The 22,639-nt window shown below is 68.8% G+C and carries 18 protein-coding genes and 1 riboswitch; of the genes, 14 read left to right on the top strand and 4 right to left on the bottom strand.

Annotated elements, in window-relative coordinates; translation table 11 throughout:
* Positions 1 to 26: 26 nt before the first annotated feature.
* A complete protein-coding gene (locus RTK35_RS04490; RefSeq protein ID WP_316907488.1) occupies positions 27 to 911 on the bottom strand; it encodes a dihydrodipicolinate synthase family protein in 885 nt (294 codons plus the stop codon).
* A gap of 48 nt (positions 912 to 959) precedes the next feature.
* Positions 960 to 1,742, bottom strand: a complete 783-nt coding sequence (locus tag RTK35_RS04495) for an aldolase (RefSeq protein ID WP_044401056.1) — start codon at positions 1,740 to 1,742, stop codon at positions 960 to 962.
* Between the two features lie 136 nt (positions 1,743 to 1,878).
* On the opposite strand from RTK35_RS04495, the gene RTK35_RS04500 reads away from it, so the two are divergent.
* The 12 genes from RTK35_RS04500 (at position 1,879) to RTK35_RS04555 (ending at position 16,621) form a co-directional block, all read left to right on the top strand.
* Positions 1,879 to 2,418 carry a helix-turn-helix domain-containing protein gene (locus RTK35_RS04500; protein WP_044401059.1) on the top strand — a complete coding sequence of 180 codons (540 nt, stop codon included), beginning with the start codon at positions 1,879 to 1,881 and terminating at the stop codon, positions 2,416 to 2,418.
* Between the two features lie 45 nt (positions 2,419 to 2,463).
* A complete protein-coding gene (locus RTK35_RS04505) occupies positions 2,464 to 3,111 on the top strand; it encodes a TetR family transcriptional regulator C-terminal domain-containing protein (protein ID WP_316907489.1) in 648 nt (215 codons plus the stop codon).
* Positions 3,112 to 3,221: 110 nt separating this feature from the next.
* The gene (locus tag RTK35_RS04510) at positions 3,222 to 3,956 is read left to right on the top strand and encodes a response regulator transcription factor (RefSeq protein ID WP_107331359.1); all 735 of its coding nucleotides are present in this window, start codon (positions 3,222 to 3,224) and stop codon (positions 3,954 to 3,956) included.
* A gap of 2 nt (positions 3,957 to 3,958) precedes the next feature.
* Positions 3,959 to 4,726, top strand: coding sequence for a substrate-binding periplasmic protein (locus tag RTK35_RS04515; protein WP_316907490.1), 768 nt, complete (start codon positions 3,959 to 3,961; stop codon positions 4,724 to 4,726).
* Entirely contained in the window at positions 4,723 to 6,936 is a 2,214-nt protein-coding gene (locus tag RTK35_RS04520; protein ID WP_316907491.1) for an ATP-binding protein, read from the top strand. Before RTK35_RS04515 ends, RTK35_RS04520 begins: the two co-directional genes overlap by 4 nt.
* A 345-nt stretch (positions 6,937 to 7,281) precedes the next feature.
* Positions 7,282 to 8,709: an amino acid permease gene (locus RTK35_RS04525; RefSeq protein ID WP_316907492.1), complete on the top strand. Its 1,428-nt coding sequence runs from the start codon at positions 7,282 to 7,284 to the stop codon at positions 8,707 to 8,709.
* Positions 8,710 to 8,961: 252 nt separating this feature from the next.
* Complete coding sequence (locus RTK35_RS04530) at positions 8,962 to 9,750, top strand: enoyl-CoA hydratase/isomerase family protein (RefSeq protein WP_316907493.1); 789 nt, start codon at positions 8,962 to 8,964, stop codon at positions 9,748 to 9,750.
* Between the two features lie 17 nt (positions 9,751 to 9,767).
* A complete protein-coding gene (locus tag RTK35_RS04535) occupies positions 9,768 to 10,928 on the top strand; it encodes an acyl-CoA dehydrogenase family protein (protein WP_316907494.1) in 1,161 nt (386 codons plus the stop codon).
* A 10-nt stretch (positions 10,929 to 10,938) separates the two neighbouring features.
* Entirely contained in the window at positions 10,939 to 13,026 is a 2,088-nt protein-coding gene (locus tag RTK35_RS04540; RefSeq protein WP_316907495.1) for an acetate--CoA ligase family protein, read from the top strand.
* 32 nt (positions 13,027 to 13,058) lie between these two features.
* Positions 13,059 to 14,678 carry a 5-guanidino-2-oxopentanoate decarboxylase gene (locus RTK35_RS04545; RefSeq protein ID WP_316907496.1) on the top strand — a complete coding sequence of 540 codons (1,620 nt, stop codon included), beginning with the start codon at positions 13,059 to 13,061 and terminating at the stop codon, positions 14,676 to 14,678.
* 15 nt (positions 14,679 to 14,693) lie between these two features.
* Positions 14,694 to 15,914, top strand: a complete 1,221-nt coding sequence (locus RTK35_RS04550) for a pyridoxal phosphate-dependent aminotransferase (RefSeq protein WP_316907497.1) — start codon at positions 14,694 to 14,696, stop codon at positions 15,912 to 15,914.
* On the top strand, positions 15,911 to 16,621 hold the full coding sequence (locus RTK35_RS04555; RefSeq protein ID WP_316907498.1) for an NAD(P)H-dependent oxidoreductase: 711 nt from the start codon (positions 15,911 to 15,913) through the stop codon (positions 16,619 to 16,621). Before RTK35_RS04550 ends, RTK35_RS04555 begins: the two co-directional genes overlap by 4 nt.
* Positions 16,622 to 16,674: 53 nt before the next feature.
* Here RTK35_RS04555 and RTK35_RS04560 read toward each other — a convergent pair whose 3' ends face one another.
* The gene (locus tag RTK35_RS04560; protein ID WP_044401062.1) at positions 16,675 to 18,111 is read right to left on the bottom strand and encodes a TolC family outer membrane protein; all 1,437 of its coding nucleotides are present in this window, start codon (positions 18,109 to 18,111) and stop codon (positions 16,675 to 16,677) included.
* 207 nt (positions 18,112 to 18,318) lie between these two features.
* Positions 18,319 to 18,425: riboswitch (TPP riboswitch) on the top strand.
* A gap of 90 nt (positions 18,426 to 18,515) precedes the next feature.
* Between RTK35_RS04560 and thiC the strand changes: the two genes are divergently transcribed.
* Together thiC and cytX are read left to right on the top strand one after the other, a co-directional pair.
* Complete coding sequence (gene thiC / locus RTK35_RS04565) at positions 18,516 to 20,399, top strand: phosphomethylpyrimidine synthase ThiC (RefSeq protein WP_107329283.1); 1,884 nt, start codon at positions 18,516 to 18,518, stop codon at positions 20,397 to 20,399.
* A gap of 131 nt (positions 20,400 to 20,530) precedes the next feature.
* The gene (gene cytX / locus RTK35_RS04570) at positions 20,531 to 21,820 is read left to right on the top strand and encodes a putative hydroxymethylpyrimidine transporter CytX (RefSeq protein ID WP_316907628.1); all 1,290 of its coding nucleotides are present in this window, start codon (positions 20,531 to 20,533) and stop codon (positions 21,818 to 21,820) included.
* Here cytX and RTK35_RS04575 read toward each other — a convergent pair.
* The gene (locus RTK35_RS04575; RefSeq protein ID WP_316907499.1) at positions 21,789 to 22,538 is read right to left on the bottom strand and encodes an RsiV family protein; all 750 of its coding nucleotides are present in this window, start codon (positions 22,536 to 22,538) and stop codon (positions 21,789 to 21,791) included. The two genes, cytX and RTK35_RS04575, sit on opposite strands and share 32 nt — an antisense overlap.
* Positions 22,539 to 22,639 lie beyond the last annotated feature (101 nt).

Raw genomic sequence — 22,639 nt, forward strand, 5'->3', positions numbered from 1 at the left:
CGCCGTGCGACGGGCGGGGCCGCCGGTCAGCGCAGCTCGGCCAGCAGGCCGCTCAGGTAGCGCTGACCTTCGTCATCCAGCGCCTGCAGGGGCAGGCGCGGGACGCCCACGTCCAGCCCGGTCAGGCGCAGGCCGGCCTTCACGGTGGTGGGCAGGCCCCGGCGGGTGATGTAGTCCAGCAGCGCCAGCTGGCGATAGAACGACTCCCGCGCCTCGTCCAGGCGCCCCTCGCGCACCGCCTCGTAGAGCGCCAGGTTGTGCCGGGGGATGAGGTTGGGCGCGGCGGTGCACCAGCCTTTCGCCCCGGCCACCAGAGCCTCCAGCGCCAGCGGGTTGCAGCCGTTGTAGAAAGCCACCTGGCCGTCGGAAAGCAGGTGCAGCCGGTGCATGCGCTGGATGTCGCCGGTGCTCTCCTTGACCATCGTGACGTTCTCCACCTCCCGGACGATCCGCAGGATCAGCTCCACCGGCAGGTCCGTGCCGCTGGTGCCCGGGTTGTTGTAGAGCATCACCGGGACGCCGATGGCCTCGCCCACCGCACGGTAGTGGGCGAGGATCTCCGCCTCGCTGAGCTTCCAGTAGGACACCGGCAGCACCATCACCGCGCTGGCGCCCAGCTGCTCGGCCAGGCGGGCGCGGCGCACGGTGCGCGCGGTGGTCAGGTCGGACACGCTGACGATGCTCGGCACGCGGCCGGCGATGGTGCTCAGGCTGAACTCCGCCACCGCGTCCCATTCCGGGTCGCTGAGGTAGGCGCCTTCGCCGGTGCTGCCCAGGGGCGCGATGGCGTGCACGCCGCCGTCCAGCAGGCGTTCGATGGAGTGGCCGAGGGCCGGCAGGTCGAGGGCGCCGTCCGCGCCGAAGGGGGTGATGGTGTAGCCGATGATGCCGTGGAGGATGGAAGAGGACATGGGTGCACCTGGGGCAATGAACGAAAGGTCTTGTGTGGTGGCGCGCGGTCAGCTCAGGCAGTCGCCGTGCTGACGCAGGCTGCGCCGTGCGTAGTAGCTGAAGGCCGCGCCGTGGCGCTTGGGCGTGGAGATCCAGTCATGAGCCTCACGGCCGAGGGCCGGCGGGATGGGGCGGATCTCGCCGGCGGACATGGCCAGCAGCTGCATCTTCGCGGCACGCTCGAACAGCAGCGCCAGCACGCAGGCTTCCTCGATGCTGGCACCGGTCACCAGCAGGCCGTGGTGGGAGAGCAGGATGGCGCGCTTGTCGCCCAGGGCGGCGGAGATGATCTCGCCCTCTTCGTTGCCCACCGGCACCCCCGGCCACTCCTTGAGGAAGGCGCAGTCGTCGTACAGCGGGCAGAGGTCCATGTGCGAGACCGCCAGCGGCACTTCCAGCATCGACAGGGCGGCGGCGTGCAGCGGGTGGGTGTGGATGATGCAGTTCACGTCCGGGCGGGCGCGGTACACCCAGCTGTGGAAACGGTTGGCCGGGTTGGCCATGCCCTGGCCCTGGAGCACCTTGAGGTCCTCGTCGACCCGCAGCAGGTTGCTGGCGGAAATCTCGTCGAAGCCCAGCCCCAGTTGCTGGGTGTAGTAGGTGCCGGGCTCCTCGGCACGGCAGGTGATCTGTCCGGCCAGGCCGGAATCATGGCCGCCCTCGAAGAGGATTCGGCAGGTCAGGGCCAGTTTTTGCCGGGCCGTCCACGTATTATCCAGCAGGCTGGTCTGCATCTGCCGTTCGGCATGCTGGATCAGTTGGTCTTTGGGGAGGTGCATGGTAGTTGCCATGTGAGCATCCTTAGCCGGGTGACGCGAGTGGGGCTCGCGGTCATGTCGAAGCGAATGACACAAATAAAGCTAAATGACACAAAGTGTCATTGGCAAGAGAAAAGTTTCCCGCACCGACGCCAAAGGGGCGTTCTGCATGTCCATGCGATTGAAATTGTTGAGAAAAAAACTGGGGATGACCCTGGAAACGCTGGCCGAGAAGACCGGCATGACCAAGAGCTACCTGTCCAAGGTGGAGCGGGGCCTGAGCACGCCCTCCATCGCCACCGCGCTGAAGCTGTCGAAGGCGCTCAGCGTGCCGGTGGAGGAGCTGTTCGCCGAGGAGGGGGCCGCCAGCGAGGGCTACAGCCTGGTGCGCCACGACGAGCGACAGCCACTGGCGCGGGACGACGAGGGCCCGGCCTACGCCTCCCTCGCCCGGCAGATCGGCGACCGCGCGCTGCTGCCGTTCATCGTCCACCCCCCCCGGGACTTCAGCCATTCGACCTTCAAGGAGCACCTGGGCGAGGAGTTCATCTTCGTCCACCGGGGGCGGGTGGAGGTCGACTTCCTGTCCGAGCGCCTGACCCTGGAAACCGGCGACGCGCTGCACTTCAACGCCCAGAAGCCGCACCGCCTGCGCTCCCTGGGCGAGGAGCAGGCCGAGTTGCTGGTGGTGGTGCACAGCGAGGAGTGAGGCCGCTTCCCGGCCCCGTGCGGTTGAACGAACAGGAGCGTGGTGATGAATACGGAAGTGCGGTTTTCCCGGCTGGAGCCGGAGCAGCGCAAGGCCCTGCTGGTGGACGCCACCCTGGTCTGCCTCAAGCGCTACGGTTTCCAGGGCGCCTCCGTGCGCAAGATCTGCGCCGAGGCGGGTGTCTCCGTCGGCCTCATCAACCACCACTACGAGGGCAAGGACGCGCTGGTGGCCGAGGCCTACCTGGCGGTCAGCGAGCGGGTCATGGGCCTGCTGCGTTGCGCCGTGGAGTCCGCCCCGGGGCCTGCCCGGCGGCGCCTCTCGGCCTTCTTCCAGGCCTCGTTCTCGGCCGAGATGCTCGACCCCCAGCTGCTCGACGCCTGGCTGGTGTTCTGGGGCGCGGTGACCCACATCGAATCCATCCGCCGGGTCCATGACCAGTCCTACGGCAACTACCGCAGCCTGCTGGCCGACGCCCTCGCCCTGCTGGCGGACGAGGAGGGCTGGCCCGCCTTCGACGCCGGCCTCGCGGCCATCAGCCTCAGCGCGCTGCTGGACGGGCTGTGGCTGGAGTCCGGCCTCAACCCCGCCACCTTCACCCCCGAGCAGGGCGTGGTGATCTGCGAAGCCTGGGTCGATGGCCTGCAGGCCGGCGCGTATCAGCGTTTCCAGGAGGATACGTCCGCTTATTGATCGTTTGTTCAGCAGTGGCTAGGCTGCTGCTTTCACCCGAGCCTCCGCCCGGGTGTCACCGTCCGACAACCAGAACAAGAAACGCCCCGGCACGCCGGAGGTGAAAGGTGATGGCGATGGTTCCCCGCGTATTGGTCGTCGATGACGATCCGGTGATTCGTGAGCTGCTGCAGAGCTACCTGGGCGATGAGGGCTACGAGGTGTTCTGCGCGGCCGATGCCGAGCAGGCCGAAGCCGTGCTGGCCAAGACCTCCCACCTCGGCCAGCCCGTGGAGCTGGTGCTGCTGGACGTCCGCCTGCCCGGCAAGGACGGCCTGACCCTGACCCGCGAGCTGCGGGTGCGCTCCGAGATCGGGATCATCCTGATCACCGGGCGCAACGACGAGATCGACCGCATCGTCGGCCTCGAATGCGGCGCCGACGACTACGTGATCAAGCCCCTCAACCCCCGCGAGCTGGTGTCCCGGGCGAAGAACCTGGTGCGCCGCGTCCGCCATGCCCAGGCCGAGCCCGGCCCCGTGCGCCAGGTGCTCAAGCAGTTCGGCGACTGGCTGCTGGACACCGACCGGCGCCGCATCATCGATTCCACCGGCCATGAAACGCTGCTCACCCAGGGCGAGTTCCAGTTGCTCAGCACCTTCCTGCGCAACAGCGGCCACACCCTCAGCCGTGACCAGTTGATGGACCAGATCCGCAACCGCGAATGGCTGCCCAACGACCGCTCCATCGACGTGCTGGTCGGGCGCCTGCGCCGCAAGTTGCGCGACGACCCCGCCGACCCGCAGCTGATCATCACCATCCACGGCGCCGGCTACCTGTTCACCGCCACCCCCAGCGAGGCCTGAACATGCGCTGGCTGGCACTCCTGGCCTGGGGCTGGTGCAGCCTCGGGCTGGCGGCCGGGACCATGCGCTATTGCGACTACCCGGTGTACCCGCCCGTGTCCTGGAGCGATGGCCAGGCCGTGCGCGGCCTGGCGCCCCAGGTGGTGAAACGGGTGCTCCAGGAGCTGGGCTACGAGATGCAGGTAGTGGTGCTCGGCAACTGGAAACGCTGCCTGATGGATGCCGCCAGCGGCCGCGTCGACCTGGTGCTGGCCTATCGCACCGGGGAGCGCCAGCAATACCTGGCGTTCGCCGAGGCACCGGTGCTGCGGGAGGAGGTCGCGCTCTTCTACAACCGCCACAAGCCCCTGGCGGTGAAGCACCTGGCCGACCTCGCCGGTTACCGCGGCGGGCTGCTGTTCGGGGAAAGCTACGGTACCGAGTTCGACCGCTTCGTCACCCGCCAGGGGCGCATCGAATACGTCTCGGACAGCCGGCAGAACTTCGGCAAGCTGATCCGCCAGCGCATCGACTTCATCCCCTACGAGCGGCGCACCGGGCGGCTGTTCGTGGCGGGCATGCCGGGCGGCGAGGCCATCGTCGACGCGCCCGAACCCCTGGCGGTGGACTCCCTGCGGCTGGCCGTGTCGCGGCGCTCACCGCTCCTGGCGCGGCTCGACGACATCGACCGCATCCTGCTGGCGCTGCAGGCCGACGGCAGCCTGCAGCGCTGGCTGGAAGAGAGCGAGCGCGACTACCGCACCCAGGGGCGTCCCCTGGAGACGCCATGAAGGCCCTGCACGCCCCCGGACCGCTGGCCCGGCGCCTGCTGCAGCGGGTCCTCGGCTTCAGCTTGTGCGTCACCCTGCTGGCCGGCGCGGTGCAGCTGGGCCTGGAGTACCGGCGCGAGATGCAGGCCATCGAACAGCGCCTGGAGCTGATCCGCAGCGGTTACCTGGCCAGCTTCGAGCGCAGCCTCTGGGACCTCGACCAGGCCCAGTTGCGGGTGCAGCTGCACGGCCTGGTGGACTTCCCAGACGTCGCCTGGGCGAGCCTCGCCAGCGAAGACTTCACCCTGGTCCAGGGCGACATCCAGGTGCCCGGCCCGGTGCGGGTCGAGCATTTCCCCCTCGGCTACCAGCCGCCCGACGGCGAGCGGCGCGCCCTCGGTGAACTGACCCTGGCCATCGACCTCGGGGCCGTTCATCGGCGCCTCTGGCAGAGCGGGCTGGACGGCCTGCTGTGGATGGGCGCCTTCCTCTGCGGCCTGGCGGTGGCCCTGAGCCTGCTGTTCCACAGCCTGGTGACGCGGCACCTGGAGCGCATGGCCGGCTTTGCCCAGCGCATGGCCGAAGGCGACCTGCAGCAGCCGCTGCACCTGGACAAGCGCGCCCGGCCCCGGCCGGACGAGCTCGACACCGTGGCCCAGGCCCTGGACACCATGCGCCAGGCCCTGGGGCGCGAGCGCAGCGAGCTGCAGCGCCAGGTCGAACGGCGTACCGCCAGCCTGCAGCGGGCCAAGGAGGAGGCCGAGGCCGCGAACGAGGCGAAGATGCGCTTCCTGGCGACCATGAGCCACGAGATCCGCACCCCGCTCAACGGCATCCTCGGCATGGCCGAACTGCTGCGCGACGCCGACCTGGGCACGCTGGAGCGCAAGCGCCTGCACGCCCTGCACAAGGCCGGGGAAGGCCTGCTGGCAGTGCTCGACGAAGTCCTGCTGTTCGCCCGCCTGGAAGACGGGGTGAGCCTGCCGGAAGCCGTCGAGTTCGACCTGGGCGAACTGCTGGACGAGGTGCTGACGCTGCTGGAGCCCCGCGCCGAGGACAACGGCACCGTGCTCTCGCTGCGCCTGGACCCGTCGGTGAACCGCCGCTGCCGAGGGGCCGAGCAGTTCCTCCGCCAGGTGCTGAGCAACCTGGTGGCCAACGCCGTGAAGTTCACCGCCGACGGCGACGTGCGGGTGGAAGTGACCGCCACCCCGGCCCAGGGCGCGGCTCAGCGCGTGCGCTTCGTGGTCAGCGACAACGGCATCGGCATCCCCGAGGCGGCCCAGGCGCGGATCTTCGAGCGCTTCGTCCAGGCCAGCGACGCCGTCACCCGCCGCTACGGCGGCAGCGGCCTGGGGCTGGCCATCAGCAAGCGGCTGGTGGACGCCATGGGCGGGCAGATCGGCCTGCACAGCCGGGAAGGCGAGGGCAGCCGTTTCTGGTTCGACATCGAACTGCAACCGGCGGCGCTCCCGGCTGCCCGGTCGGTGGGCAACGTACCTAAGGGGCGTGCCCTGCAGGTCCTGCTGGTGGAAGACGTGGCGCTGAACCGCGACGTGGCCCTGGGGCTGCTGGAACGGGACTGCCACCACGTGCAGGCCGTGGACGATGCCCAGCCCGCGCTGGACGCCTGCCGCCAGCAGGCGTTCGACTTGATCCTGCTGGACATGCACCTGCCGGGCATGGACGGCATCGAGCTGTGCCGGGCGATCCGCCAGCAGGCGGACGGGCTCAACCGGGCGACGACCATCCTCGCCTTCACCGCCAGCGTCGAACCGGCCAGCGTCCGCCGCTACTTCGAGGCGGGCATGCAGGGTGTGCTGGCCAAGCCCCTGCGCCTGGACGCCCTGCGTCGTGCACTGGCCATGCCCGGCAGCCCGCCGCCGGACGAGGCAGACGACGGAACCGCGCTCGACACCCGGCTGCTGGCCACCCACCGCGAACTGCTGGGGGAGAACCGCCTCGCCGCGCTGGTCGGCGCCCTGCGCCAACTGCTGGCCGAGCAGATGCCGCTGCTGCACGAAGCCATCCGCGCCGACGACCGGGACGAAGTCGCCGGCCTGGCCCACCGCCTTGCCGGCAGTTGCCGGTCGCTGGGCTGGCGTGGCCTCGGGAACTGCCTGGCGGCCCTGGAAGCCGCCGCCCTGGCGGGCGAGGCGCTGCAGGGCTGGAGCGAGCGCCTGGACCGGGAGCGGGCGGCGGCCGAGGCGCAGATGCAACAGCCCGCCTGAAGGACACTTATAAAAACTACCTGCGTTGTCATCGCGGCGTTAAAAACAGGCTCGTGCGCGAGTCCGATCAAAATGCTCATTTACCGCACGTAAACTGCGCTTTTTCGCCTGTTTTTGCCTTGCGCTGACTGCCTCGCCTACGTTTTTAAAAGCGCCCTGAAGCGAGACAGCTTCATTACAGCTTTTTACAACTTCGATCCCGGCGATCAACGGCGCCTTACATCTCCTTCGAATAATCCAGCGGTATCCGTGCTCGAGCCACGGCCTCTGATCGATTGGAGATAACAACAATGACCCAACGTAGAGTTCCGCTCACCCGCACCCGCCGCTCCCCGGAGGTGCGCCATGTCTGAGACCCATCACGCCGGCAGCGGCGAGAAAATCCAGCTCACCCGGGCGCTCAAGAGTCGGCACATCTTCATGCTCTCGCTCGGTGGGGTGATCGGCACCGGCCTGTTCATGGGCTCGGGCGTCACCATCGGCTCCGGCGGCCCGGTGGGCGCCATCCTCGCCTACCTGGTCGCCGGCCTGCTGATGTACCTGGTGATGGTCTGCCTCGGCGAGCTGTCGGTGCAGATGCCGGTCTCCGGCTCGTTCCAGGCCCACGCCACGCGCTTCATCGGCCCGGCCACCGGCTTCATGATCGGCTGGGTCTACTGGATGAGCTGGGCCTCCACGGTGGGCCTGGAGTTCACCGCCGCCGGGATGCTGATGACGCGCTGGTTCCCGGATGTCCCCATCTGGGTCTGGTCAGGGTTGTTCGTGGTGGTGCTGTTCTCCCTCAACGCCCTGGCGACCCGGGCCTTCGGCGAGGCCGAGTACTGGTTCTCCGGCATCAAGGTGGCGGCCATCCTGGTGTTCATCCTGGTGGGGCTGCTGGCGGTGTTCGGCGCCATTCCCCTCGAAGGCCAGTCAGCGGCGCCGGGCCTGGCCAACCTGGTGGGGGATGGCCTGTTCCCCAACGGGCTGGCCGCCGTGTTCGCGGTGATGATGACGGTGGTCTACGCCTTTCAGGGCTGCGAGATCATGGGCGTCGCCGCCGGCGAGACCGACCAGCCGGAGAAGAGCATCCCCCAGGCCGTGCGCAACGTGGTCTTCCGCGTGCTGATCTTCTACGTGCTGGCCATCGGCGTGCTGGCCGCCATCGTCCCCTGGCGTGAGGCGGGGCTGATGGAGAGCCCGTTCGTTCAGGTGTTCGACAAGGTGGGCATTCCCTATGCCGCCGACCTGATGAACTTCGTGATCCTCACGGCGATCCTTTCCGTGGGCAACTCCGGGCTCTATGCCTCCACCCGCATCCTCTGGGCCATGTCCAAGACCGGCATGGCGCCGCGCCAGCTGTCGAAACTGAGCGCCCGGGGCGTGCCGCTGTACGCGCTGCTTATCACCCTGTGCTTCGCCCTGCTGTCGCTGCTGACCAGCATCGTCGCCGCCGACACCCTGTTCATGGTGCTGATGGCGGTGAGCGGCATGGCCGGCACCGTGACCTGGATCGTCATCGCCTACGCCCAGTACCGCTTCCGCCGCGAGCACATGGCCAAGGGCGGCACCCGGGCCGACCTGAAGTACTCGGCGCCGTTGTTCCCGCTGGTGCCGTTGGCCTGCATCGCCATCTGCTGCTCGTTGTTCGTCTTCCTCGCCCTGGACCCCACCCAGCGGCCGTCGCTGTACTGGGGCTTCGGCTTCATCGCTGTGTGCTACGGCGCCTACTTCCTGATCCGCCGCAGGCGTGGCGGTGATGTGGGGGAGGAGATCGTCCCCAGCATCGGTTGAACCCCGTGTCACGACCAAGGCCCCGCACTGCGGGGCCTTTTTCATGGCGTAGGGATCTTTGTTCGAAGTTGTAACGCTGCCGGATGCCGACGCCGTACGCGCGCCCTTCGGGGCCAGGGCTGGCGCGTTCCGGCGGCTTTGCACGCTTCGTTACAGGCGGCTTCCGGGGTGGATTGTGGTCTTGTTGAACGACTGTTTAGCATGAGGCCACGCATTCGCCTCCGCACAATCAACGACAAGAACGAGGGCCGCATGACTCAGCCATCCCCGCTCAGCCGGGTCCAGGGCGGTATCGCCTGGATCACCCTGAACCGACCTGCACAGCGCAACGCGCTGGACATCCCCACGCTCAAGCACCTGCTGGCCCAGCTGGACGCCCATGAGGCCGACCCGGCGGTGCGCGTCATCGTGCTCACCGGTGAAGGCCGCAGCTTCTGCGCCGGTGCCGACCTTGCCGAATGGGCCGAGGCCGAAGCCCGGGGCGAGCTGGAAACCTACGGCTGGACCGAAACCGCCCACGCTCTGATGCGCCGCCTGCATGGCCTGGGCAAGCCGACCATCGCCGCCGTCAACGGCACCGCCGTGGGCGCGGGGATGGACCTGGCGCTGTGCTGCGACTTCCGCATCGCTGGCGCCTCCGCGCGCTTCAAGGCCGGCTACACCGGCATGGCCTACTGCCCGGACGCCGGCGCCAGCTGGCACCTGCCGCGCCTGATCGGCAGCGAAGCGGCCAAGCGCCTGCTGTTCCTCGACGAGCTGTGGGATGCCGAGCGTGCGCTGAGCGCCGGCCTGGTCGGCGAGGTGGTTGCCGATGAACACCTGCTGGCACAGGTCGGCGAATTCGCCGCGCGCCTGGCCGCCGGCCCGACCTTCGCCTTTGCCCAGACCAAGCGCCTGATGCGCGACGGCGCCAGCCGCACCCTGGCCCAGCAGCTGGAGGCCGAGCAGGCCGCCGGGCTGCTCTGCGGCCGCAGTGACGATGCCGCCGAGGCGCTGCGCGCCGTGGCCGAGAAACGTTCCCCCCAATTCAACGGCCGCTGACGGCTGCAGGTGATGCCATGGATTTTCAACTGACCCAGGAACAGGACATGCTCGTCGAGGCGGTCAAGGCCTTCGTCGAGAAAGAGCTGCTGCCCCACGAAGAAGCAGTGGACCGCGCCGACGCCGTATCCCCGGAGCTGGCCGCGCAGATTCGCGGCAAAGCCATCGCCGCTGGTTTCTACGCCTTCAACATGCCCGAGGACGTCGGCGGCGGTGGCCTGGACTACCTGTCCCAGGCGCTGGTCGAGCGCGAGCTGTCCAAGGTGTCCTGGGCGCTGCACGTGTTCGTTGCGCGGCCGTCGAAGATCCTCATGGCCTGCACCGGCGCGCAGATCGGCGACTACCTGCTGCCGTGCGTGCAGGGCGAGAAGATCGACTGCTTCGCCCTCACCGAGCCGGGCGCCGGTTCCGACGCCAACGCCATCAAGACCCGCGCCGTGCGTGACGGCGACGACTTCATCATCAACGGCGCCAAGCACTTCATCAGCCACGCCGGGCATGCCGATTTCGCCATCGTCTTCGCGGTGACCGACACCTTCGAGCGCAACGGCAAGAAGCGCAACGCCGTGACCGCCTTCCTGGTGGACAAGGGCACCGCCGGCATGACCGTGCGCCGGGGGCCGAAGTGCGTGAGCAACAAGGGCTACCACACCTACGAGATCTTCTTCGACGACTGCCGCGTGCCGGCCTCCAAGGTCCTCGGCGAAGTGGACAAGGGCTGGGAAGTGGCCAACGCCTGGCTCACCGCTGGCCGCGTGATGGTGGCTGCCAACTGCGTCGGCCAGGCCCAGCGCGCGCTGGACCTGGCGCTGCAGTGGTCCGCCGACCGCAAGCAGTTCGGCCAGCCCATCGGCAGCTACCAGGGCATCTCGTTCAAGCTCGCCGACATGGCCACGCAGATCCGCGCCGCCGAGCTGATGACCCTGCACACCGCCTGGAAGATGGACTGCGGCACCATGAGCGACGGCGAGGCCGGCATGGCCAAGCTGTTCGCCAGTGAAGTGCTGGGCAAGGTGGCCGACGAGACGGTGCAGATCTTCGGCGGCATGGGCCTGATGGACGAAGGGCCGGTGGAGCGCATCTGGCGCAACGCGCGCATCGAGCGCATCTGGGAAGGCACCTCGGAGATCCAGCGCCACATCATTTCCCGCGAACTGCTGCGTCCGCTGCTGCGCTGAGGCCCGTGCCATGAAACGCGAAAACCTCCAGCGACTGCTGGCGCCCCGTCACCTCGCCTTCATCGGTGGCCGCAGCATGGCGCGCGCGCTCAAGCGCTGCGCCGAAGGCGGCTTCCCGGGTGCGATGTGGCTGGTCAACCCGCAACACGACGAACTCGAAGGCGTGCCCTGCGTGCGCACCATCGCCGAATTGCCCGAAGGGCCGGACGCAGTGTTCGTCGCCACCAATCGCGAGCTGACCCTGCAGGCCGTCGCCGAGCTGGCCGCCAAGGAGGCCGGTGGTGTCATCTGCTACGCCTCCGGCTTCGCCGAGACCGGCGCCGAAGGCGAAGCCCTGCAGCGCCGCCTGCTCGCCAGCGCCGGTGACATGGCCCTGCTCGGCCCCAACTGCTACGGCCTGCTCGACTACCTGCACGGCGCCGCGCTGTGGCCGGTGGCCCACGGCGGGCAGCGGGTGGAGAAGGGCGTGGCGGTGCTCACCCAGAGCGGCAACTTCGCCTACAACCTGTCCATGAGCGACCGCTCGCTGCCCATCGCCTACATGGCCTCGGTGGGCAACCAGGCGCAGCTGGGCGTGGCCGAACTGATGGACGTGCTGCTGGACGAGCCGCGCGTGACCGCCATCGGCCTGCACCTGGAAGGGCTGAGGAACGTTCCCGGCTTTGCCCGCGCGGCCTACAAGGCGTTGCAGAAAGGCATCCCGGTGATCGCGCTGAAGACCGGCGTGTCGCAGATCGGCGCCGAACTGGCGCTCAGCCACACCAGCTCCCTGGCCGGCTCCGACGCCCTGTACGACTCGCTGTTCGAGCGCCTCGGGGTGATCCGCGTCAGCGGCCCGGTGAGCTTCATCGAAACCCTCAAGGCGGCCGCCTGCGGCAACCTGCCGGGCGGTCCGCGCCTGGCGGCGCTGGCCTGCTCCGGTGGCGACGCCGGGCTGATCGCCGACTACGCCGAACGCAACGGCCTGGCCCTGCCCAAGCTGGTCGACGCCCAGCGCGCCGAGCTGGCCCAGGTGCTGCCGGACTACGCCAACATCGCCAACCCGTTGGACTTCACCACGGCCATCTGGGGCGACGGCCCGGCGCTGGAACGCATGCTCGACAGCGCCCTGCAGACCGACGCCGATGCCGCACTGCTGGTGCTGGACTACCCCGGCGAGGAGACCGGCGAGCGCCCGCAGTGCGACCTGCTGCTGGCGCTTTACTGCGCGGCGCTGGAGCGCCACGGCAAGGTGGGCTTCATCGCCTCTGCGTTGCCGGAGCTGCTGCCCAGGCAGGCCCGTGAACAGCTGCATGCCCACGGCGTCGCCGCGCTGCAAGGCGTGGAAGACGCCCTCGCCGCCTGGGGGCGCATCGCCCATTACCGCCAGCGCCGCGACGCGCTGCTGGCCCGTGGCGAAGCGGCGCTGGTGCCGCTCTGCCCACAGGCGCTGGAAGGCGAAGGCCGCTTGCTGGACGAGTGGCAATCCAAACAGGCGCTGAAGGCCTTCGGCCTGCCGCTGCCGCGCGCGGCGTTGAGCACCCCGATGCAAGCCCGCGAAGCGGCCGCCGATGTCGGTTTCCCATTGGCGCTGAAAGTGGTCAGCGCGCAGCTGCCGCACAAGACCGAAGCCGGCGGCGTGGCGCTCAACCTGCGCAATGAGGCAGCGCTGGAAGCCGCGCTGTTCGACATGCGCGCGAACATCGCCCGCCACGCGCCCGGCGTGCCCTTCGAGCAGGTGCTGCTGGAGCGCATGGCCAACCCGCCGTTGGCCGAGCTGATCGTCGGCATCAAGCGCGAGAACGGCTTCGGCCTGGCGCTGGTGCTGGGGGCCGGCGGCATCCTCGTCGAGCTGCTCAAGGACAGCCGCAGCCTGCTGCTGCCCACCACCGATGCGGCGATCCGCGATGCCTTGCTCAGCCTGCGCAGTGCGCCGCTGCTCACCGGCTTCCGTGGCCGCCCGGCGGTGGACCTGGGGGCGCTGGTGGAGGCCATCCGCGCCGTCGCCGACTACGCCTGCGAACACGTGGACAGCCTGCTGGAACTGGACGTGAACCCGCTGCTGGCGGACGCCGAAGGCGCCGTGGCGGTGGATGCACTGATCCGCTTCGCCGAATGACCGTCACGCTTCAGCCCTTGGGGAGACCACCCATGCAACAGACCACACCTCTCACCGGCGGCCAGGCCCTGGTCCGCCTGCTGGCCAACTACGGGGTCGACACCGTGTTCGGCATTCCCGGTGTACACACCCTGGAGCTGTACCGGGGCCTGCCCGGCAGCGGCATCCGCCACGTGCTGACCCGCCACGAGCAGGGCGCCGGCTTCATGGCCGACGGCTATGCGCGGGTCAGCGGCAAGCCGGGCGTGGCCTTCATCATCACCGGGCCGGGGGTGACCAACGCCGCCACCGCCATCGGCCAGGCCTACGCCGACTCCATCCCGCTGCTGGTGATCTCCAGCGTCAACCACACCGCCAGCCTCGGCAAAGGCTGGGGCTGCCTGCACGAGACCCAGGACCAGCGCGCGATGACCGCGCCGATCACTGCGTTTTCCGCCGTCGCCCTGAGTGCCGAGGATTTGCCCGAGCTGATCGCCCGCGCCTACGCCGTGTTCGACAGCGAGCGCCCGCGCCCGGTGCACATCTCTGTGCCGCTGGACGTGCTCGCCAACCCGGTCGCCCGCGACTGGACCCATGAGGTGGTGCGCCGTGCCGGCCGTGGCCAGCCCTGCGCCATCGCGCTGCGGCAGGCTGTGGATAAACTCCAGGCCGCCCGGCGCCCGATGATCATCGCCGGCGGCGGTGCGCTGCAGGCCGCCGATGCCCTGGCCGCGCTGAGCGAGCGCCTGGCCGCGCCGCTGTTCACCAGCGTCGCCGGCAAGGGCCTGCTGGCGCCGGAAGCGCCGCTCGCCGCGGGCGCCACCCTGTGCACCCAGGCCGGTTGGGACATGATCGCCGAGGCCGATGTGGTGCTGGCCATCGGCACCGAGATGGCCGATACCGATTACTGGCGCGAGCGCCTGCCGCTGACCGGCGAGGTGATCCGCGTCGACATCGATTCGCGTAAGTTCAACGACTTCTACCCCAGCGCCGTGGCGCTGCTGGGGGACGCGAAGGCCACCGCCGAGGCGTTGCTCGCCGCGCTGCCGGCTGCCGCGCGGGATGCGGCCAGCGCCCGTGAGCGCATCGGCCGGCTGCGTGAGCAACTGGAGGCCAGTCACGCCCCGCTGCAGCGCATCCACCTGGCGATCCTCGAACGCATCGCCCAGGCGCTGCCGGACACCGCCTTCATCGCCAGCGACATGACCCAGCTGGCCTACAGCGGCAACTACCTGTTCCCCAGCCGGGCGCCGCGCAGCTGGCTGCACCCCACCGGCTACGGCACCCTCGGCTACGGCGTGCCGGCCGGCATCGGCGCCAAGTTCGGCGCGCCGGAGCGCCCCGGCCTGGTGCTGGTGGGCGACGGCGGCTTCCTCTACACCGCCCAGGAGCTGGCCACCGCCACCGAGGAGCTGGACAGCCCGCTGGTGGTGCTGCTGTGGAACAACGATGCGCTGGGGCAGATCCGCGACGACATGCTCGATCTGGACATCGAGCCCATCGGCGTGCTGCCACGCAACCCGGATTTCGCCCTGCTCGGCCGCGCCTACGGCTGCGAAGTACGCCAGCCGCAGAGCCTGGATGCGCTGGAGCAGGACCTGCGCGAGGGCTTCCGCCATCCAGGGGTGACCCTGATCGAGCTGAAACACGCCTGCGCCCAACAGGCCCGCTGACCCAAGGAGCTGCCCATGCGCTACTCGAACTTCACCCAACGCATCGCCGGCGACGGTGCCGCCGCCTGGGACATCCACTACCGCGCCCTGGCGCGTATGGAGCAGGGCGACGACATCCTGCTGCTGTCGGTGGGCGATCCGGACTTCGACACGCCGGTGCCCATCGTGCAGTCGGCCATCGACAGCCTGCTGGCCGGCAACACCCATTACGCCGACGTGCGCGGCAAGCGTTCGCTGCGCGAAGCCATCGCCCGTCGTCACAGCCAGCGCAGCGGCCAGGCCGTCACCGGCGATGAGGTGGTAGTGCTGGCCGGCGCCCAGTGCGCGCTCTACGCCGTGGCGCAATGCGTGCTCAACCCCGGTGATGAAGTGATCGTCGCCGAGCCGATGTACGTCACCTACGAGGCGGTGTTCGGGGCCTGTGGCGCCACCGTCGTGCCGGTCCCGGTGCGCTCCGAGCACGGCTTCCGCGTGCAGGCCGAGGACGTGGCCGCGCGGATCACCCCGCGTACCCGCGCCCTGGCGATCAACAGCCCGCACAACCCCTCCGGCGCCAGCCTGCCGCGCACCACCTGGGAAGCACTCGCCAAGCTGTGCGTGCAGCACGACCTGTGGATGATCTCCGACGAGGTCTACAGCGAGCTGTTGTTCGAGGGCGAGCACGTCAGCCCCGCCAGCCTGCCGGGCATGGCCGAGCGCACGGCGACCCTCAACAGCCTGTCGAAGTCCCACGCCATGACCGGCTGGCGCGTGGGCTGGGTAGTGGGCCCGCGCGCGCTCTGCGGGCACCTGGAGAACCTGGCCCTGTGCATGCTCTACGGCTCGCCGGACTTCATCCAGGACGCCGCCTGCACCGCGCTGGAGGCCCGCTTGCCGGATCTGGAGGCCATGCGCGAGGCCTACCGCCAGCGCCGCGACCTGGTGCTCGATTGCCTGGCCGACTGCCCCGGCGTGCGCGCCCTGCGGCCGGACGGGGGCATGTTCGTGATGGTGGACATCCGCGCCACCGGGCTCTCCGCCCAGGCCTTTGCCGACCGGCTGCTGGACGGCCACGGGGTCTCGGTGCTGGCCGGCGAGGCCTTCGGCCCCAGTGCGGCCGGGCACATCCGCCTGGGCCTGGTGCTGGGCGCCGAGCCCCTGCGCGAGGCCTGCCGCCGCATCGCACGGTGCGCGGCCGAGGTGCTTGAGCAGGGCGCGTCCTCTTCCAATGACCCGGCGCGACGGGAGTTCGCATGAATGTATTGATCGTCCACGCCCACAACGAACCGCGCTCCTTCTGCACCGCGCTGTGCCGGCTCGCCGAGCAGACGCTGCGGGAGCAGGGGCACGCGGTGAAGGTGTCGGACCTTTATGGGATGAACTGGAACCCGGTGGCCAGCGAGGCGGACTTCCTCGAACGGTGCAACCCGGACTACCTGGTGTACGCCCTGGAGCAGCGCGAGGCGGTGACGGCCCAGACCCTGGCCGCCGACATCCGCGAGGAGCTGAACAAGCTGCTGTGGGCGGACCTGGTGATCTTCAACTTCCCGGTCTACTGGTTCTCCGTGCCGGCCATCCTCAAGGGCTGGTTCGACCGGGTGCTGGTCTCCGGCATCTGCTACGGCGGCAAGCGCTTCTACGACCAGGGCGGGCTGGCGGGCAAGCGCGCCTTGCTGACCCTGACCCTGGGCGGGCGCGACCACATGTTCGGCCCGGGGGCGATCCACGGCCCGCTGGAGGACATGCTGCGACCGGTCTTGCGCGGCACGCTGGCCTACACCGGCATGACGGTGCTGCCGCCTTTCGTCGCCTGGCACGTGCCCTATGTGAGCGACGACGTGCGGGCCGGCTACCTGCAGGCGTACCAGGCGCGGCTCGCCGGGATCGAGCAGGACACACCGCTGGCCTTCCCCCGTCTCGACCAGTTCGATTCGCGGCTGTACCCGTTGCCCGCAGAGGGTTGAGCGGCCCAGGAACGAAAAAGCCCGGCATGTGCCGGGCTTTTTCATGGGGCCTGTCAGTTGGCCTTGTTGCGCAGGCTGGCTTCCGCCGCCTTGGCCAGGTCCGGGGGCAGGAAGTCCTTGTCCGGGTCGTAGTCCGCCTTGAGGAAGCCGGCCAGGGCTTCCAGGTCGGCCGGGCTGAGGGTGCCGGCGGCCTGCTTCAGGCGCAGGTTGTCGAGGATGTAGTCGTAGCGGGCGTTGTTGTAGTCGCGCACCGAGCTGTACAGCTGGCGCTGGGCGTCCAGCACGTCGACGATGTTGCGGGTGCCGACCTGGTAGCCGATTTCGGTGGCTTCCAGGGCGCTCTGGTTGGAGATGATCGACTGCTTGCGGGCCTTGACCTGCTCGACGTCGGTATTCACTGCGCGGTGGTAGTTGCGGGTGTTCTGCACCACCTGGCGGCGCAGGCTTTCGCGCTGCTGCTCGGTCTGGCTCAGGCGCTGGTAGGACTCGCGCACCTGGGAGCTGGTCAGGCCGCCGCTGTAGATCGGGATGTTCAGCTGCAGGCCGATGGTGCGCTGCTCGACATCGCTGCCGTAGCGCACGGGGCTGTTGCCGCTGTTGGTGAAGCCGAGGCTGTCGTTGTCACCCTTCTGGTACTGGGCGACGGCATCCAGGGTCGGGGCGTGGCCAGACTTGCGCTGGCGCAGGGTTTCCTCGGCGGCGTCCACGGCGTGGTTGCTGGCCTGCAGGTTGAGGTTCTGCTGGGCGGCGGTGTCGACCCAGGCCTTGGCGTCGTTCGGGCTGGGCACCACCACCGGCAGGGTGTGCTGGATGCCTTCGATGGCGCCGTATTCACGGTTGGTCAGGGTGGTCAGCGCCTGGAAGGCGTCTTCCACGTTGCGCTCGGCGATCATCCGGTTGGCGCGGGCGGTGTCGTAGCCGGCCTGGGCCTCGAGCACGTCGGTCTTGTCCGAGAGGCCCACGTCAAAGCGCTCGTTGGCCTGGTCGAGCTGGCGCTTGAAGGCAGCTTCCTCGGCCTTGGTGGAGGCGAGGTTGTCCTGGGCGCGGAGCACGGCGAAGTAGCCTTCGGCGGTCTGCAGGATCAGGTTCTGCTGGGTCGCGGAGAACTCCAGGGAGGCCTGCTCGGTGCTGGCCTCGGCGGCCTTGAGCTGGAACCAGCGGTCAGCGCGGAAGATCGGCTGGCTGAGGCTGGCCTGGTAGACGATGCCGCTGCGCGAGCTGGTGGCCGAGGGCTGGTCCAGCTTGGTGCGGGTGTCGTTGGCGCTGGCGCCGCCATTGATCTGCGGCAGCAGGCCGGCACGTGCCTGGGGCACGGCCTCGCGCTGGGCTTCGAAGTTGGCGCGGGCGGCGGCGAGGTCGGCGTTGTTGTCGACCGCATCCTTGTACACGGTTACAAGGTCCGTCTTGGCTGACAGCGGGGCGTTGGCTGCCCAGGCGGTTCCGGCGAATGCGGAGGCCACGGCAACAGCCAGTGAGAGTCTGCGCAGCATGATCAATCCTGGATTCAGTGGGGTCGGGCAAGGCTACGGGTGCCGTGGTACGCGGTCAAGACAACCGCCAGGCGGGCTGAGTGTAGTTTGCCGGACGTTATGTTGCCTGCCCGGAACAATACTGTTTTCAGCGGATTTCCTGACGCGCGGGTCATTTATTTACCGGTGCGGGCTTGGTTTGTGGCGGCGGGCTTGATTAGACTGCGCGAGTTCTTGTCGGGGTGCCTCGAATCGGAGGCTGAGATCGGAAAGTTCCGGATCCCGTTGAACCTGATCAGGTTAAGGCCTGCGTAGGGAACAAGATGTGCCTCTCCCGCCTTGCACTCCGGAGAGGTCCCTCTCGGCACCGGCCCCGGTGCACTCTGCCTTTCAGGTTCGCTCCGACATCACCCAGGAGCCTGCCGATGACCGCAAAACAACAACGAAACCTGAGCGAGAGCGCCCAGGTCGATCAGCAATCCGTCCAGCCGTTTCCCCGTTCCCACAAGGTCTATGTTCAGGGCTCGCGCCCCGATATCCGCGTGCCCATGCGCGAGATCGCCCTGGACGTGACCCCCACCGCCTTCGGTGGCGAGATCAACGCGCCGGTGACCGTCTACGACACCTCCGGCCCCTACACCGACCCCGCCGTGCAGATCGACGTGCGCAAGGGCCTGGCAGACATCCGCAGCCCCTGGATCGATGACCGCAACGACACCGAACGCCTGCCGGGCCTGACCTCCGAGTTCGGCCAGCGCCGCCTGGCGGACGCCGAGCTGTCGGCCATGCGCTTCGCCCACGTGCGCAACCCGCGTCGGGCCAAGGCCGGGCACAACGTCACGCAGATGCACTACGCGAAGAAGGGCATCATCACGCCGGAGATGGAGTTCGTCGCCATCCGCGAGAACATGAAGCTGGCCGAGGCCCGCGAGGCCGGCCTGCTGAAGGAGCAGCACCCGGGGCACAGCTTCGGCGCTGCCATTCCGAAGGAGATCACCCCCGAGTTCGTTCGCGAGGAAGTCGCCCGCGGCCGCGCCATCATCCCCGCCAACATCAACCACGTGGAGTTGGAGCCGATGATCATCGGCCGCAACTTCCTGGTGAAGATCAACGGCAACATCGGCAACTCGGCCCTGGGTTCCTCCATCGAGGAAGAGGTGGCCAAGCTGACCTGGGGCATCCGCTGGGGCTCGGATACGGTGATGGACCTGTCCACCGGCAAGCACATCCACGAGACCCGCGAGTGGATCATCCGCAACTCGCCGGTGCCCATCGGCACCGTGCCGATCTACCAGGCCCTGGAGAAGGTCGGCGGCATCGCCGAGGACCTGACCTGGGACCTGTTCCGCGACACCCTGATCGAGCAGGCGGAGCAGGGTGTGGACTACTTCACCATCCACGCCGGCGTGCTGCTGCGCTATGTGCCGCTGACCGCCAAGCGCGTCACCGGCATCGTTTCCCGTGGCGGTTCGATCATGGCCAAGTGGTGCCTGGCGCATCACCAGGAGAATTTCCTCTACACCCACTTCGAGGAAATCTGCGAAATCATGAAGGCCTACGACGTGTCCTTCTCGCTGGGTGACGGCCTGCGCCCCGGCTCCATCGCCGACGCCAACGACGCGGCCCAGTTCGGTGAGCTGGAGACCCTCGGCGAGCTGACCAAGGTGGCCTGGAAGCACGACGTGCAGACCATGATCGAAGGCCCCGGCCACGTGCCCATGCACCTGATCAAGGAGAACATGGACAAGCAGCTGGAATGCTGCGACGAGGCGCCGTTCTACACCCTCGGCCCGCTGACCACCGACATCGCCCCCGGCTACGACCACATCACCAGCGGCATCGGCGCTGCGATGATCGGCTGGTTCGGTTGCGCCATGCTCTGCTACGTCACGCCCAAGGAGCACCTGGGCCTGCCGAACAAGGATGACGTGAAGACCGGGATCATCACCTACAAGATCGCCGCCCACGCCGCCGACCTCGCCAAGGGCCACCCCGGGGCGCAGATCCGCGACAACGCCCTGAGCAAGGCGCGCTTCGAGTTCCGCTGGGAGGACCAGTTCAACCTCGGCCTGGACCCGGACACCGCCCGCGCGTTCCACGACGAGACGCTGCCCAAGGAGTCGGCCAAGGTGGCGCACTTCTGCTCCATGTGCGGGCCGAAGTTCTGCTCCATGAAGATCACCCAGGAAGTGCGCGACTACGCCAAGGAGAACGGGCTGACCGACGAACAGAAGGCCATCCAGGCCGGGTTCGCCGAGCAGTCCGGGCGGTTCCGCGAAGAAGGCTCGGTGATCTACAAGCAGGTCTGACCGAGCCGGGCCCGGCGTGCCCCAGGCATCGCCGGCGCCCCGATCCACCCTCTTTCGCAAGCCGGGCCTGATGCCCGGCTTCGCGGTTTGTGGGCCAATCCTTGCCACCGTCCAACCAGGGCATCCGCCACGTGAACACCTCGCCTCGCTACTCGCCGTCCATTCCGGTCGCTTTCGACCAGCGCGTTCTCGGCACGCGCGACCTGTTTTCCTTCTGGTTCTCCCTGGGCCTCGGCCTGATGGTGCTGCAGACCGGTGCGCTGCTGGCGCCCGGCCTGGGTGGGGGCGATGCGCTGCTGGCGATCCTCCTGGGCACCGGCGTCGGCGTGCTGCTGCTGGGGGCTGCGGCGCTGATCGGCAGCGACACCGGGCTGTCGAGCATGGCGGCGATGAAGCTCAGCCTCGACTCGGCCGGCGCGTCCCTGCCGGCGTTGCTCAACCTTCTGCAACTGGTGGGCTGGGGCGCCTTCGAGATCATCGTCATGCGCGATGCTGCGAGCCTGCTGGCCAGCCGCAGCTTCGGCGAGCAGGGCGCCTGGACCTCGCCGCTGCTCTGGACGCTGGTCTTCGGCGGCCTGGCGACCTTGCTGGCAGTGGCCGGCCCGTTGGCTTTCGTGCGGCGTATCTTGCGGCGCTGGGGCATCTGGCTGCTGCTGGGGGCCTGCCTGTGGCTGACCTGGGACCTGCTGCGCCGTGCGGACCTGGGCGCGATCCTGGCCAAGGCTGGCGACGGTTCGATGGGCTTTGCCCTGGGCTTCGACATCGCCATCGCCATGCCGCTCTCCTGGCTGCCGCTGATCGCCGACTACACGCGCTTCGGGCGGCGGGGCTCGGGAGTGTTCGTCGGTTCGGCCCTGGGCTTCTTCGTCGGCTGCCTGTGGCTGATGAGCCTGGGCGTGGCCTACACCCTGGCGTTCGCCGAGGGCAGCGATGCCAACGCCCTGCTGCTGGCCCTGGCCGGTGCCGGGATGGGCATTCCGCTGTTGCTGGTGCTGCTGGACGAGTCGGAGAAGGCCTTTGCCGACATCCATTCGGCGGCCGTTTCGGCGGGCATCCTGCTGCCGCTGAAGGTGGAGCAGCTGGCGCTGGCCATCGGTGTGCTGTGCACCCTGATCGCGGCCTTTGCGCCGCTGGCGGAGTACCAGAACTTCCTGCTGCTGATCGGCTCGGTGTTCGCGCCGTTGTTCGGCGTGGTGCTGGTGGATCACTTCATCCTGCGCCAGCGCCGTGCGGAGCTGGCGCCGCGCCGTGTGCTGCGCTGGGACACCCTGGTGGCCTGGGGCTGCGGTGTGGCGCTGTACCACCTGCTGGCCGCCCGCTGGCCGGAGCAGGGGGCGACCCTGCCGGCGCTGCTGGCGGCCGGCGTGCTGCAGTGGGGGCTCGGGCGGATCAGCCTCGGCCGGGGAAATACTCCGGCTTGAGGATGCCGTTGAGCTGCGGGTAGGGGATGGTCAGCTCCGGGTGCCCGCTGGCGTAGGGGGCGATGCTGTAGACGTCGTACTTCAGCAGCAGCGCGCCACGGGTCAGGGCCACGTGCTCGGTGCGCTGGAAGGGCCAGGTGCTGGCGAAGTCGGCATCCTGGTCCAGCTTGTTGGCCGCCAGCCAGCGCTGGTGTGCCGTTTCCGCCAGTTTCCAGAAGGCTTCTTCCTGGCCGGGCAGCAGCATGTCGCGCAGGGTCAGCGCCTGCTCGCGCTTGCGGTCGTAGGTGATGAGGCCGCGCCCTGGCATGCCGTGGGCACCGCCGGTGGCCAGGTAGCTGGAGAGCTCGATGATCGTCAGTTGGTCATGCTGCTCGCGTACCTTGGCCTGCAGGTAGCTGGCCCAGCCGGGCTCGGCGCGGGCGAGGAAGTCCCGTTCGTAGGAGGCCAGCGAGGCCGGCAGCGGCGTGCCGGGGGCGTCCTGGGTCATCTGCAGCAGGCGGCGGGTGACCAGGCTTTCCAGTGCCGGTGCGTCGGGGAAGTGCACCACGTCGATGTTCACCAGCGGGCAGCTCTCGCCGTGGCAGCCGGGCTTGAGGTGTTCCCAGGCCTGGCGTTCGACCTTCATGCCCGTGTCGGGCGCAAGGCTCTGGCAGGCGCCGAGCAGGAGGGTGAAGGCGGCGAGCGCCAGTTTTTTGCGCAGGGAGAGGGAATCGGTCATCGGATCGGCTGTCTGCTGGACGGTGCGGTTTTCGACTGTTCCCGGCGCCATGAGTTCGCGGCGCCGGGCAGGAGGGGACGCATGATCCCAGTCCCCGGCCC

The sequence above is a fragment of the Pseudomonas sp. zfem003 genome, from assembly GCF_032621675.1.
Classification (GTDB): domain Bacteria; phylum Pseudomonadota; class Gammaproteobacteria; order Pseudomonadales; family Pseudomonadaceae; genus Metapseudomonas; species Metapseudomonas otitidis.